The organism is Streptomyces sp. NPDC046939, assembly GCF_040644575.1.
Taxonomy (GTDB): domain Bacteria; phylum Actinomycetota; class Actinomycetes; order Streptomycetales; family Streptomycetaceae; genus Streptomyces.
Genome location: NZ_JBEYWV010000022.1, coordinates 41,706 through 55,061 on the forward strand (window position 1 = coordinate 41,706; position 13,356 = coordinate 55,061).

General features: G+C 72.8%; 12 protein-coding genes. 7 read left to right on the top strand and 5 right to left on the bottom strand.

Annotated elements, in window-relative coordinates; all coding sequences use genetic code 11:
• Positions 1-338: 338 nt before the first annotated feature.
• Together ABZ877_RS23705 and ABZ877_RS23710 are read right to left on the bottom strand one after the other, a co-directional pair.
• Entirely contained in the window at positions 339-1,559 is a 1,221-nt protein-coding gene (locus ABZ877_RS23705; protein ID WP_361074412.1) for a cytochrome P450, read from the bottom strand.
• A 96-nt stretch (positions 1,560-1,655) separates the two neighbouring features.
• Positions 1,656-2,879, bottom strand: coding sequence for a cytochrome P450 (locus tag ABZ877_RS23710; RefSeq protein ID WP_361074414.1), 1,224 nt, complete (start codon positions 2,877-2,879; stop codon positions 1,656-1,658).
• Positions 2,880-3,195: 316 nt separating this feature from the next.
• On the opposite strand from ABZ877_RS23710, the gene ABZ877_RS23715 reads away from it, so the two are divergent.
• From ABZ877_RS23715 to ABZ877_RS23730, 4 genes are all read left to right on the top strand, one after another.
• The gene (locus ABZ877_RS23715; protein ID WP_361074416.1) at positions 3,196-3,441 is read left to right on the top strand and encodes a ferredoxin; all 246 of its coding nucleotides are present in this window, start codon (positions 3,196-3,198) and stop codon (positions 3,439-3,441) included.
• An 11-nt stretch (positions 3,442-3,452) separates the two neighbouring features.
• Positions 3,453-4,700 carry an activator-dependent family glycosyltransferase gene (locus ABZ877_RS23720; protein ID WP_361074418.1) on the top strand — a complete coding sequence of 416 codons (1,248 nt, stop codon included), beginning with the start codon at positions 3,453-3,455 and terminating at the stop codon, positions 4,698-4,700.
• Between the two features lie 72 nt (positions 4,701-4,772).
• A complete protein-coding gene (rfbB, locus tag ABZ877_RS23725) occupies positions 4,773-5,768 on the top strand; it encodes a dTDP-glucose 4,6-dehydratase (RefSeq protein ID WP_361074420.1) in 996 nt (331 codons plus the stop codon).
• Positions 5,762-6,553 (top strand): AfsR/SARP family transcriptional regulator, encoded by a 792-nt coding sequence (locus tag ABZ877_RS23730; protein WP_361074421.1) that lies wholly within the window; start codon positions 5,762-5,764, stop codon positions 6,551-6,553. The genes rfbB and ABZ877_RS23730 overlap by 7 nt, the downstream gene beginning before the upstream one ends.
• A gap of 34 nt (positions 6,554-6,587) precedes the next feature.
• Here ABZ877_RS23730 and ABZ877_RS23735 read toward each other — a convergent pair whose 3' ends face one another.
• The gene (locus tag ABZ877_RS23735; protein ID WP_361074423.1) at positions 6,588-7,592 is read right to left on the bottom strand and encodes an NAD(P)-dependent oxidoreductase; all 1,005 of its coding nucleotides are present in this window, start codon (positions 7,590-7,592) and stop codon (positions 6,588-6,590) included.
• Between the two features lie 197 nt (positions 7,593-7,789).
• Here ABZ877_RS23735 and ABZ877_RS23740 point away from each other — a divergent pair, with 197 nt between their 5' ends.
• Both ABZ877_RS23740 and ABZ877_RS23745 read left to right on the top strand, forming a co-directional pair.
• On the top strand, positions 7,790-8,383 hold the full coding sequence (locus ABZ877_RS23740) for a dTDP-4-dehydrorhamnose 3,5-epimerase family protein (protein WP_361074425.1): 594 nt from the start codon (positions 7,790-7,792) through the stop codon (positions 8,381-8,383).
• Between the two features lie 55 nt (positions 8,384-8,438).
• Positions 8,439-9,662, top strand: coding sequence for a macrolide family glycosyltransferase (locus ABZ877_RS23745; RefSeq protein WP_361074427.1), 1,224 nt, complete (start codon positions 8,439-8,441; stop codon positions 9,660-9,662).
• A 68-nt stretch (positions 9,663-9,730) separates the two neighbouring features.
• Here the strand turns inward: ABZ877_RS23745 and rfbH are convergent, their stop codons facing one another.
• Positions 9,731-11,032 carry a lipopolysaccharide biosynthesis protein RfbH gene (rfbH, locus tag ABZ877_RS23750; protein WP_361074429.1) on the bottom strand — a complete coding sequence of 434 codons (1,302 nt, stop codon included), beginning with the start codon at positions 11,030-11,032 and terminating at the stop codon, positions 9,731-9,733.
• 273 nt (positions 11,033-11,305) lie between these two features.
• Here rfbH and ABZ877_RS23755 point away from each other — a divergent pair, with 273 nt between their 5' ends.
• Complete coding sequence (locus ABZ877_RS23755; RefSeq protein ID WP_361074431.1) at positions 11,306-12,670, top strand: acyltransferase; 1,365 nt, start codon at positions 11,306-11,308, stop codon at positions 12,668-12,670.
• A 30-nt stretch (positions 12,671-12,700) separates the two neighbouring features.
• Here ABZ877_RS23755 and ABZ877_RS23760 read toward each other — a convergent pair whose 3' ends face one another.
• Positions 12,701-13,321 carry a haloacid dehalogenase gene (locus tag ABZ877_RS23760; RefSeq protein ID WP_361074433.1) on the bottom strand — a complete coding sequence of 207 codons (621 nt, stop codon included), beginning with the start codon at positions 13,319-13,321 and terminating at the stop codon, positions 12,701-12,703.
• Positions 13,322-13,356 lie beyond the last annotated feature (35 nt).

Sequence of the window (13,356 nt, forward strand, 5' to 3'; positions counted from 1 at the left end):
CTGCCCGCCCGCAGTGTGGTCGCCAGGTGCCGCAGGCGGCCGACCCAGCTCGTAGGGGGCCTCACGGTCGTGCGAGGGGGCGTCCCACCCAGGAGCGGGTAGCGGCGCAGGGTGCGGGCCAGGGAGTCGCGCAGCGCCGCGCCGTCGAGCGTGTCGCGGTAGAACGTCAGCGGGGTGTACCACGGGCCGGTCAGCAGGTCGTAGCCGGTGAGCCGGGTCCGGCGGCCGCACCGGCGCGGACGGTGTGCACCCACTCGGCGCGGCTCTCCACGACCGTACGGAACGCCCGGCACCCTTCTTCGCCGCCGGACGCGATGGCCCTCCTCGCCACGGCCGCCTCAGTCCCAGGCCACGAGGAGCCGGTCCACGCCATAGTGCACGGCGCGGTCGCGCAGCGGCACCTCCTCGGCCGGGGTGGCGAGCCGCAGCGTCGGGAACCGCTCGAACAGGGTGCGCAGCCCGATCCGCATGCTGGCGCGGGCCAGGTGCTGGCCCAGACACTGGTGCGCGCCGAAGCCGAGCGCGAGGTGCTTGCGCGGGACGCGGGTCACGTCGAGCCGGTCCGGGTCGTCGAAGACCTCGGGGTCCCGGTTGGCGGCGGGCAGCGACAGGACCACCGTCTGACCGGCCTTGATGGTCGTACCGCCGATCTCGACGTCCTCCAGCGCGCACCGGCTCGACCCCATCTGGGAGATCGTCAGGTACCGCAGCAACTCGTCCACCGCGCCGGCCTCGTACAGCTCGGGCCGCGCCCGCAGCAGGGCCAGCTGGTCCGGGTGCTCCAGGAGCGCGAAGGTGCTCAGGGCCAGCATGTTGGGTGTCGTGTCGAGCGAGCCGCCCAGGGTGAGGACGGCCAGGTTGACCAGCTCCTCCTCGGTCAGCTCGCCGGTCGAGGAGAGCCGCCCGAAGAAGTCCTCGCCCTGCTCCGCCATCCGCTCCTTGACCATCGGTCGGATGAGCGCGTCCATGGACTCCACGTGGTGGATGAACTCCTCCAGTGTGTACGTGAGCGTCATCAGCGCCGAGAAGTGCTCCTGGATGCCGTCCATCAGCTCCGGGGAGACGTCCATGAGGGAGCAGACCGAGCGCAGGCTGACCTTCTCCGCGAAGTCGGTCACCAGGTCGGCGGGGGAGCCCTTGGCCGCCATCTCGTCCAGCGCCTCGTCGACGATCCGCGTCAGGTGCGGCTCGTACTGCTGGATGCGGCGCAGCGTGAAGTGGCCCGCGAGGAGGCGCCGGTACTTGGTGTGCTCGGGCGCGTCCATCTTCGCGAACGAGCCGGGCGGCGAGGGCTGCGGCGCGTACTCGGTCATCGGGAACGGCGGCGCGACCACGTGCGCGAGGAGTTCGTTGCGGTGGCTGAAGCGGTCGTCGGCGAGGATCTGCCGGACCAGGTCGTGGCGGGTCACCAGCCAGCCGGCGGTGTCCTTGGGCGCCACCTGGAAGGTGACGGGGCTGACCGGCTCCTCGGCGCGCAGCCGCGCGTACGCGGCGGGCGGGTCGAACGGGCACTTCCCGCGCTCCGAGGGGATCACGGGCGGGTCGGGCCTGGTCTTCATGAACTCACTCCGTCGGCGAAGGGGCGGGGGCGGTCAGGGGCGGAGGGTGCGGTCTCAGGTCTGAGGTCTCAGGTCTGAGGTGTCAGGTGTCAGGTCTCAGGCACGGTGCACGCGCAGCGGCAGGTGGCGTGCGCCGAAGACGTTGGTGCCGTGCCAGGAGAGCCGCACCGTGGGGTCGACGCCGATGCGGTCGTAGCGGTCGAGCAGGGCGTCGAGCGCGATCCGGCCCTCAAGGCGGGCCAGCGGAGCCCCGATGCAGTAGTGGATGCCGTGGCCGAACGCGGCCTGCCGGGCGTTGGAGCGGCCCGGGCGGAACTCGTCCGCGTCCTCGAAGACGGCGTCGTCGCGGTTGGCCGAGAGCAGCCACAGGTGGATGAGGGTGTCGGGGGCGATCTCCGTCCCGGCGACGGTCGTCGCGGTCGTGGTGACCCGCTCGATGCGGGTGAAGGGCGGGCGCAGCCGGAGCGTCTCCTCGATCACCGCGGGGATCAGCGTGCGGTCCGCGCGCACCTTGGCGAGGAGTTCCGGGTCGCGGTCCAGGCACAGCAGGGCGTTGCCCACGAGCACCGACGTGGTGATGTGCCCGGCGAGCAGCAGCAGGGTCGCGAAGCTCGCGATGTCCTCGTCGTCGAGGCGCTCGCCGTCGACCTCGGCGCCGACGAGGGTGCTCAGCAGGTCGCCGACCGGTTCCTCGCGCCGGGCCTCGATGAAGCCCTGGAGGTAGGCGGAGATGGTCACCGCCGTCTCCTCCATGCGGCGTACGCTCTCCGGGTCCTCCGGGTCGGTGGACAGGAGCTGGTCCGCCCAGCCCTGGAAGCGGTCGCGGTCCTCGGTCGGCACACCCAGCATCCGTGCGATGACCGTCACCGGCAGCGGGTTGGCCAGCGTGTCCACCAGGTCGAAGGCGTCGCCGTCGGCGGCGTCCAGGAGCTGCCCGGTCAGTTCGGTGATCCACGGTTCGAGACTGGCGATCAGACCTGGGGTGAACGCCTTGCTGACCAGGCGGCGCATCTTGCCGTGCAGCGGCGGGTCGAGGAGCAGCAGGGTGCCGCGCGGGGCCTGCTTCTCGCCGCCGGAGAGCCGGCCGACCGTGTCGGAGGAGAACGTCGCGGGATCGGCGAGGATGCGCTGTACGTCCGCGTGGCGGAAGACGTGCATGTTGCCGCTGCCGTCGCGCCACACCGGCTGCTCCGCCCGCATCCGGGCGGCCCAGGCGAGCAGTGTGGTGCCGCCGTCCGGTTCGACGGTCGGCGGGCGCCGGTGAAGGGAGTCGGCCTCGGGTGCCGGGTCGAGCACGTCCGAGGTGCTTTGCTGCGCCACCCAGGTTCCCCTTTCACAACAGGTGTCGTACGACGGCTTCGGCCACGGAGCTCCGGCGGAGGGTGGGCCCGGCTCGTCGGATCGCCCGGTCACTCCAGCACGGCGGCCGCGCGGCGGGCCAGCGCGGGCCGCGCAGTCTAGGGATTCACCGAGTCCTCGCCGTCCCGTCCTCGCACGGGGTCTCCGTCCGGCGTCGGGCGAATGTCTGGAGGAAACCCCAGTCACCGCCCCTCGCGCGGCCGAACCCCTGTACCGGCGTCGCAAGATGGGCTCGCTCCGGCATCCCGTCGAAGCGGCGAGCACGCAGGAGGGCCGCATGGACATCGCGATCGACCACGACAAGTGCATCGGCGCCGGGCAGTGTGCGCTGATCGCCCCCGAGGTCTTCGACCAGGACGACGACGGACTGGCGCTGCTGCTGGTCGACCGGCCCGGCGCCGCGCACGCCCCCGCCGTGCGGGAGGCCGCCGAGTCCTGCCCGCTGAGCGCCATATCCGTGGCGGAGGGGCCCGCGGCGGAGGGTGTGGGCACCGCCGCCGGGCGCCCCCACGGATCCGACTAGGAGAGGAACCCATGCGCGTCCTGTTCGCCGGCCTGCCGGAGAAGTCGCACGTCTATACGATGGTGCCGCTGGCCTGGGCCCTGACGGCCGCCGGGCACGAGGTGCTGATGGCCAACGCACCGTCCCTGAACGAGGTGGTCACCGGCGCGGGCCTCGTGGCCGCGCCCGTCGGCGCCGACCACCACGTCCACCGGGACATGGCCGTCGCCCGGGACTCCCAGGACGCCGACGTCGCCAACTGGAGCCGCCTCGGCTACGGCGACGTCGACCACGCGAGCCTCGTCGAGCGCTACTCCATCAGCGTCCCGTACGGGTTCGCCCGCTACAACGACCCGATCGTCGACGACCTCGTGGCCCTCGCCCGCGACTGGCGCCCCGACCTCGTCGTGCGCGACCCCATCGCCTACGCGGGCGCCATCGCGGCCCGCGCCTGCGGAGCCGCCCACGCCCGCCTGCTGTGGTGCGCCGACGTGTACGGCCAGGCCCGCAGCACCTTCGTCGAGCTCGCCCAGGACGTCCCCGAGGACCAGCGGGCCGACCCGCTGGCCGACTGGATCGACGAGCGGGGCCGCGCCTACGGCGTCTCCTGCGACGAGGAGCTGCTCAGCGGCCAGTTCACCCTCGACACCCTCCCCGAGAGCCTGCGCCCGCCGAGCGACCTGCACCAGGTCTCCATGCGGTACGTGCCCTACAACGGCGCGGCCGTGCAGTGGGACTGGCTGCGCGAGAAGCCCAAGCGGCCCCGCGTCTGCGTCACCCTGGGCCGCACCAACACCGAGGCGTACGGCGGCGACTACGTCGACGTCGACGGTGTGCTGCGCGCCCTGTCCCGGCTCGACGCCGACATCGTCGCCGCCCTCATGCCGGAGCAGGCCGAGCGGCTCGACGAACTGCCGTCCAACGTCATGGCCGTGAGCGGCGTCGCCCTGAGCACCCTGCTGCCCACCTGCTCCGCGGTGGTCCACCACGGCGGCTGGGGCACCTTCTCCACCGCCCTGGTCAACGCCGTGCCGCAGCTCGCCCTCTCCACCCTCGTCGCCGACCAGGAACTGCGCGGCCGGAGCCTTCAGGACAGCGGCGCGGGACTCTTCCTGCACCACAGCGACGCCGATCCCGAGCGGGTCGCCGACCTCACCCGGCGGCTCCTGGAGGACCCCTCCCACGCCGAGGCCGCGGCCCGCCTGCGCGACGAGTCCGCGGCCATGCCCACCCCGCACGCCGTCGTCGGAGAACTGGAACGCCTCGTCGCGGCCCGCTGAACCGCCCCGGCACACCCCTTCAGGAAGGAGGACGGCGCCCGCTCGGCACGCCCGGTGACGCGCCGCACCCAGATGAGTAAGACGCGCATCCTGGTGACCGGCGGGGCCGGCTTCATCGGCTCCCACTACGTCCGCACCCTCCTCGGCCCCCTCGGCCCGGACGACGTCACGGTCACCGTCCTCGACGCCTTCACCTACGCCGCCAACCCGGCCAACCTCGACGCGGTGCAGGACTGCGACCGCTACCGGCTCGTCGTCGGCGACATCTGCGACCGCGACCTGGTCGACCGGCTGATGGCCGAACACGACCAGGTCGTCCACTTCGCCGCCGAGTCCCACGTGGACCGGTCCCTGGCCAGCGCCACCGAGTTCGTGCGCTCCAACGTCCTCGGCACCCAGACCCTCCTCGACGCCGCGCTGCGCCACGGCGCCGACCGCTTCGTGCACGTCTCCACCGACGAGGTCTACGGCTCCATCCCCGAGGGCTCCTGCTCCGAGGAGCAGCCCGTGAACCCCAACTCGCCGTACGCCGCGTCCAAGGCGTCCAGCGACCTGATCGCCCTCGCCTACCACCGCTCCCACGGCCTGGACGTCCGCGTCACCCGGTGCTCCAACAACTACGGGCCCCACCAGTTCCCCGAGAAGATCATCCCCCTGTTCGTCACCCGCCTCCTCGCGGGCGAGAAGGTCCCGCTCTACGGCGACGGCCTGAACGTACGCGACTGGCTCCACGTCGACGACCACGTGACCGCCGTCGAACTGGTCCGCACCCGCGGCCGGGCCGGCGAGATCTACAACATCGGCGGCGGCACCGAACTCACCAACCGCGACCTGACCGAACTCCTCGTCGAGGCGTGCGGCGCCGGCCGGGACAGCGTCGAGTACGTCACCGACCGCAAGGGACACGACCGACGCTACTCCGTGGACTGGCGCAAGGCCCACGTCGAACTCGGCTACAAGCCGCGGAAGAACTTCACCGACGGCCTCGCCGAGACGGTCGCCTGGTACCGGGACAACCCCGACGTGTGGGGCCGGACGAACCAGACGAAGGGGAGTGCGCCTTGCTGACGTGGCACACCCTCGGCGCCCTGCGCGTCACGGCCGACGGCCGCGACGTCACCCCCACCGCGCCCAAGGTCCGCCAGGTCCTCGCCGTGCTGCTCGCCCGCCGCAACAGCGTCGTCCCGCTGTCGGTGCTCACGGCCGAACTGTGGTCGGGCCGTCCGCCGCGCAGCGCCACCGCCACCGTGCAGACCTACGCGTACCAGTTGCGCAAGGCGCTGCACGGCGGCGAGGACCCGGGCCCCGGCGAGGACGGCCCGCTCGCCACGCACGCGCACGGCTACGCGCTGCGGGTGCGGCCGGGGGAGTGCGACGCGGAGGAGTTCACGCTCCTCACCGAACAGGCGCGCGCCGCCCTGGCCGACGCCGACCCGGCCGGCGCGCTCGCGCTCCTCGACCGGGCCCGGCAGCTGTGGCAGGGGCCGCCGTTCGCGGACGTCGCGCACGGCCCGGCGCTGCACGGCCACACCCTCCGCCTCGAGGAACTCCAGCTCCAGTCGGAGGAGTTGCGCGTCACCGCGGGCTTCCGCCTGGGCCGCCACCGGGAACTCGTCGGTGAGCTGAAGGAACTGGCCTGCGCCCATCCGCTGCACGAGTGGTTCCAGGGATCGCTGATCATCGCCCTGGAGCGGTGCGGCAGGCGCAGCGAGGCGCTGGCGGTCTACCAGCGCCTGAGCGCGCTGCTCCGGGACGAGCTGGGCCTCGACCCCTCACCCGGCCTCCAGCGGCTGCGCCAGCACGTACTGACCGACGAGGTCAGCACGGCCGACCTGGATCTCCTGCCCGGCTGACGCCACCGGCCCGACCCGGCCCGCGGCCTGCCGCTCACCCACCGGCGGCGGGCCCGTCGTGCTGCTCCGCCGCGGCCCGCCACAGGTCCTCCACCATGTCGCGGGCGGTGCGCCGCGGCTCCCAGCCGAGGAGCGTGCGCGCCGCCGACACGTCCACGGCCATCCAGTCGGCGTCCGGCAGCGCCCGCGCGCCCGGCACGGGCCGCTCCACGAGCCGGGCGGGACGACCGCTGATCGAGATCAGCAGGTCCACCATGTCCCGCACCGGCTGCGAGGTGCCGCTCGCGACGTTCACCACGCGCCCGACCACGTCCGGGGCGCGCAGCGCCGCCACGACGGCCCGCGACACGTCCCGCGCGTCGACGAAGTCCCGGCTGCTGCGCAGCGGGGAGACCCGCACCTGCGGGGGCCGCCCCCGCGCCGCCTGGTCGAGCAGTTGCGCGGCCACCTGGCCGAGGAGGCTGCCGCGCGGGGTGCCCGCGCCGATCACGTTGGACAACCGCAGCACCACCGCCTCGACGGCGCCCGTCTCGACGGCCCGCAGCACGGCGCGGGTCCCCCGCAGCTTCGTCCGCCCGTAGTCGTTCGCGGGCTCCTCCGGCGAGGACTCCGTCAGCCACACCCCTCGGGGCTGCGGCATGTACTCGTGCACGGACCCCAGTTGCACGAGGCGCGGCCGGTGGCCGGTGGCGCCGAGCGCGCACAGCAGGCGGTCCACGAGGAGCTGGTTGCTGCGGCGCATCCGGTCGGCGGTGGGTGACCACACCTCGCCCGCCGCGTTCACGACGGCCACGGGGCCCGCCTCGTCGATGAGCTCGACCAGCGCGCGGGGTCCCGAGTCGACCAGGTCCATCGGGTGGAAGCGCCAGGAGGCGGGCGTCTTGCCCGGACGACGGGCGACGGCGAGGACCTCGTACCCGGCCTGTTCCAGAGCGGCGCCCACGTGGCGGCCGACGAAGCCTGTCGCCCCGAGCACCACCACACGCCCGGACCTCCTGCCCGCGGCGTCGGGCCGCTCCGGCGCACCGGCCTCCGCCATCTCCGTCTCTCCTCCCGAATCCTGCGCGGCGCGCGCCCGTGGGGCGCGCGGGTGTGACCCCTCCACTGAAGCAGCCGCCGTTCGAGGATCGCGCGAGGACGCATCGAGTGGAGCGTGCCACCGACCGTCCTCGATCGGCCCCTGACCTGCCCTCGAAGACGACGCCTTACGGTGGGGGCACCATGAAGGTTCGAGAGATGGCTGTCCCGGACGCGTACCACATCACCCCGCACCAGCACCGTGACGAGCGCGGCAGCTTCTACGAGTCGTTCCGGCACGACCGGCTGGCCGAGGAGATCGGCCGGCCCGTGCCCGTGGCGCAGGTGAACTACTCGGTGTCGCGCCGCAGCACCCTGCGCGGACTGCACGGCACGCTGCTGCCGCCGGGGCAGGCCAAGGTGGTGTGCGTGGTGCGCGGCGCGGTCCTCGACATCGTCGTGGACCTGCGGGTCGGCTCCCCGACCTGGGGCGTGCACGAGGCGAACTGGCTGTCCGCCGAGTCGGGGGAGACCCTGTTCGTCGCCGAGGGACTCGTGCACGGCTTCCTCGCCCTCACCGACGACACCTGTGTCTCGTACCTGTGCTCCACCGAGTTCGTGCCCGGCACCCAGGTCGACATCGACCCCTTCGACCCGGAACTCGATCTGCCCTGGCGCCTGTCGGAGGCGCCGCTGATGTCGCGGAAGGACGCGTCGGCGGTCTCGGTCGCGGGCGCCCGCGAGGCCGGACTGCTCGCCCGCTACGAGGACTGCCTGGCGTACTACGAGGCGCTGCGCGCCAACGCCCGCTGAACACCCAACTGGCCGCCCGGCCCCGGCGGGCCGGCAGACACCCACCGGAGAGCCGATGCCGCCCGGCACCCCCACACCCGCCCGTCACTACGCCCTGCTGCTCTTCGCCGACTTCGGCCACATCGCCCCCACCCTGGGAGTGACCCGCGAACTCATCGCCCGGGGCCACCGCGTCACCTACGTCGTCGACGAGCGCTTCGCGCCGCTCGTCGAGGAGTACGGCGCCCGCGCGGTCACCTACACCTCGGCCCGCGGCCTCTTCTACCGCGCCGCGGACCCGAACCCCGACCGGCTCGCCCGCGACGGCTACGACCTCCTCGTCGACACGATCCGCACCGTCTTCCCCGCCGCCCGCGACGCCCTCGCCGCCGACCCGCCGGACGTCCTGCTCTACGACTACGAGACGGTCGCCGCGGGCCGCGTCGCCGCCCGCCTCCTGGACGCCGTGCCGGTACAGGTCTGCCCGAGCCACGCCGCCAACGAGACGTTCTCGCTGCGCGCCCAGATGTGGGACCCCGGGCATCCGCTGATGGCCGAGGGCGCCAAGGTGATCGTCGACTTCATGGGCGAACACGGCATCGGCCTGGAGGAGATGGGCCGCTACGGCAGGGAGTGGGACGAGCGCAACCTCGTCTTCCTGCCGCGCGCCTTCCAGATCGAGGGGGACAGCTTCGACGACCGCTTCGTCTTCGTGGGCCCCACCCTCACCGAGCCCGCGCCGGAGCTGTGGACGCCGCCCTCCGACGGGCGCCGCGTCGCCCTGGTCTCCCTCGGCACGGAGGCGGGGGACCGCGGCGACTTCTTCCGGCTCTGCGCACAGGCGTTCCCCGCCGAGGACTGGCATGTCGTCATGACGCTCGGCCGGGACGCCGACCCGGCGGCCCTCGGCCCGCTGCCTCCCCACATCGAGGCCCACCCCTGGCTGCCGCACCCCGCCGTGCTGCCGCACGCCGACGTGTTCATCTGCCACGCGGGCATGGGCAGCCTGATGGAGTCCCTGGCCCACGGCACACCCGTGGTGGCGCTGCCGTACGCGCACGAACTCGCCCTCAGCGCCCGGAGGCTGGAGGAGTGCGGGGTGGGCCGCGCCCTGCCCCGGGCCGGCCTGACCGCCCAGAGCCTCGCGGACACCGTCGCCGGGCTGCTCGCCGACCCCGCGACACCGGCCGCCCTCGCCCGGATGCGGAACGCCGTGCGGGAGGCGGGCGGCGCCGTCCGCGCCGCCGACGTGCTGGAGGAATGGGCGGTCCGGGCTCCGGCGATCCCCACGGCGGGCTGACTTCCGCAAGAAGCCCAGCAGGGGCCGACACCGTCCGGGTGTCGGCCCCCGCTGTCTTGTCCGTCGCGTCAGTGCGGCAGCGTCACGTACTCGATGACGGTGTTGATGCTGTGGTCGATCATCTCGTCGGTCAGACCCGGGTACACCCCGATCCAGAAGGTCCGCTCGGTCGTGATGTCGCTGTTGGTGAGCGGCCCGCTGACCCGGAACTCCCGGTCCTCGTAGGCGGGGTGACGGGTCAGGTTGCCCGCGAAGAAGCGGCGGGTAGCGACCTTGCTCGACTCCAGGTGGTCGATGAGGGCGCCCGGCGCGAACGGCGCGTCCGGCCGGACGGTGAGGGCGAACCCGAACCAGCTCGGATCGCTGCCCGGCGTCGGCTCCGGCAGCAGCAGGTGCGGCAGGCCGTCGAGCCCCTCGCGCAGCCGCGTCCAGTTGCGTCGCCGCGCCGCACCGAACTCGTCGATCCGGGTGAGCTGCTGCAGGCCGAGCGCCGCCGAGACGTCCGTCGACTTCAGGTTGTAGCCCACGTGCGAGAAGATGTACTTGTGGTCGTAGCCCTCGGGCAGGGACCCCATCCGGTGCTCGAACCGCTTGAAGCAGCGGTTGTCCTCACCCGGTTCGCACCAGCAGTCGCGGCCCCAGTCCCGCATCGACTCCACGATCCGCGCCAGGATCAGATTGTCCGTCAGGACGCAGCCGCCCTCGCCCATCGTGATGTGGTGGGCGGGGTAGAAGCTCTCCGTCGCCAGGTCGCCGAAGGTGCCGGTCAGTTGTCCCTCGTAGGTGCTGCCCAGGGCGTCGCAGTTGTCCTCGATCAGGAACAGGTCCCGGTCCTGGGCCAGTTGGGCGATCTCGCGCACCTGGAAGGGGTTGCCGAGGGCGTGCGCCATCATGATGGCCCGGGTGCGCGGGCCGATCGCCTGCTCCACCCGCTCCAGCGAGGCGTTGTAGGTGCCCAGTTCGATGTCGGTGAAGACCGGAACCAGACCGTTCTGCAGGATCGGGTTGACGGTCGTCGGGAACCCGGCCGCGACCGTGATCACCTCGTCGCCCGGCTTCAGCCGGTCCTCGCCGAGCTGCGGGGAGGTGAGACTGCTCAGCGCCAGCAGGTTCGCCGACGAACCGGAGTTGGTGAGATGTGCCTTGCGCAGACCGAAGTACTTGGCCAGCTTGCGCTCCAGCCTGCGCGAGCTGACACCGGCGGCGATCCGCATGTCCAGGGCGGCCTCCACCAGCGCCACCCGGTCGTCCTCGGTCAGGACCGCCCCCGAGGCGAGCACCGGGGTGATGCCCGGCACGAACCCCGACGAGACGGTGGAGCGGTGGTACTCGCGGACCAGGTCGAGGATCTCGGTGTTGTCGTTCCCCACGGCTGATGGCCTCCTGTGTGTGCCGGTGGGGACGAGGCGGACGGCCGGCTCGCAGTCGAAGCGGGTCCCCACGCCCGTATCGTTCCGAGGAGTCCAGACCAGCACGCGCTCCCGCCCCCCGGCCAGGGACGCCGCCCGAATCTAGGGATCCACCAAACATTGGCCGCCGCAAGCACCGCCCGCACGGGTTCTAGGGAATTCATCGACCCGGGCACGACAGCCTGGAGCGGCGGGCCACGACGGGCCCTTCGCCCTTTTCCCCTGGAGACGCCCATGCGATTCGGACGCTCGTCCGGCAACCCGGAGCGCACTGTCGTCCTGCGCTCGGGAGGACCGTCCGGCGAGCGCGTCCGGCTCGGTGTGCACGACCTCATGAACGGCACGTTCGCCACCTCGCGCACCTTCTTCTACCGGCAGACCCTGGACGCCGACGCCGTCGAGGACTCCCTGCGCCGCACGCTCGCCCACTACCCGCTGCTCACCGGACGCCTCGAACGCGACGCGGACGGCGGACTCAGCGTGGCCTGCGACGACGCCGGAGCGGTCTTCGCGGTCGCCCGCTCCGACCGGCCCATGCCCGACTACGGCCCCGACCGGCCCGCCCGGGCGGACCTGCGCCGCTACCTCCACTCCGTCAACGCCTTCCGCGTCGTCGGCCACGACACCCCGCTGCTGGCCGTCAAGGTCACCCACATGCGCGGAGGCGGCTCCGTGCTCGGCGTCTCCATCAACCACGCCGTGGTCGATGGCGGCGGTTACCTGGACTTCCTGCTCCACTGGTCGCGCACGCACGCGGGCGAGGAGCGCCCCGCCGCGCCGTACGACCGGTCGCTGCTCGACGGCCTCGCCGACGGCGTGCCCCCGGCGCCGGACGACCCGCAGTACGACGTGATCACGGGACGCCAGAAGTTCGGGTTCATCTGGAAGGTCAACGCGGGCGCCCGACGGATGCGCACCCTCACCGTCCGCTTCACCGCCGACGAAGTCCTCGGCCTGCGCGAGACGGCCCGGGCGGGACAAGGGAGCGACCAGCAGGCCGCCTCCAGCGGGGACGCACTCGGGGCACACCTGTGGCGCGTGCTCGGCGCGCTGCGCGACCGGGAACCCGACGCGCAGGAACGCCTGGGCATCGTGGTCGGACTGCGCGCCGTGCTCAAGGACCGCCTCCCGGACGGCTACTGGGGCAACGCCGTCTCCAACACCACGGCCACCCTCCCCGCCCGCACACTGCGCGAGGAGCCCCTCGCGCACACCGCCACGGCGCTGCGCACGGCCCTGGACCGCGTCACCCCCGACCGGGTGCGCCAGGAAGCCGCCTACCTGGAGGCCCAGCGCACGCGCGGCCGCTCGGGGCGCGTGTTCAGCCGCATGGCACTGGACGCCTTCGAAGACACGGTCGCCCTGAACAACTCCAGCCGCCTACCCGTCTACGCGGTCGAGTTCGGCGCCGGACGCCCGTTCTGGTTCGAGTACCCGGCGAGCCCCATCCCGTGGACAGTGCTCATCACGCCCACACCCGACGACGACCACAGCCGCGACGTCCACCTGAGCATTCCCCGGGACGCCGCCGACGCCCTGCGCGGCCCGGAGTGGACCGCACGCCTGCACGACCCTGCGGGGCGTCTGGGCGGACTCTGAGCACGGACCTGCCTCCCGGCTCGGCCGGGGTCACACCTTGCGGGCCGTCAGGCAATCCAGTGCGGGGATCACGGCGCGCAGGTCGTCGCCCTCCACCGGGTGGGCCGCACTGGTGTCCGCTCCGGCGCGGGCGTTGAAGGCGACGCCCAGGCCGACCGAGCCGAAGAGGGGAACATCGGCTTGGCAGGCGCCCACCGCCGCGCACTGCCGTGCCGTCAGGCCGAGTTCGTCCGCGCGCCGCACCGCCCACTCCGCCTCGCTGGGAAGGGCGGACACAGAGGTGCTGTCGCCCGTGAAGCGGCCCCGCACCGCGTCCAGGGGCCGCCCGAAGTAGGAGTGGAAGCCGTAGCGCTCGGCGAGGTGGGCGCCGATCGGTGCCCACGTGAGGCTGGAGACGACCGGTACGAGGCCGTTGTCCCAGCACCAGCGGGTGGTCTCCTCGACGCCGGCAAGCACGGGCACGTCGGCGAGTTGGGTGTGCAGGTCCCGCTCGGGAAGGCCCGCCCAGCGTTCCGGTGCGGACTCCTCCGCTTCGTGCATGCTCGCGGGCCCGCGCAGCCCGAGGCGTTCCTCGACCAGGCGGGTCAGGCTGTCTCCCGGGACCACGAGGCAGTCCACGGAGAAGAACACGGCAGCGATGTGAGCAAACATGACAGTTATTCGAGTATGCCACCCGTGCGAGGACT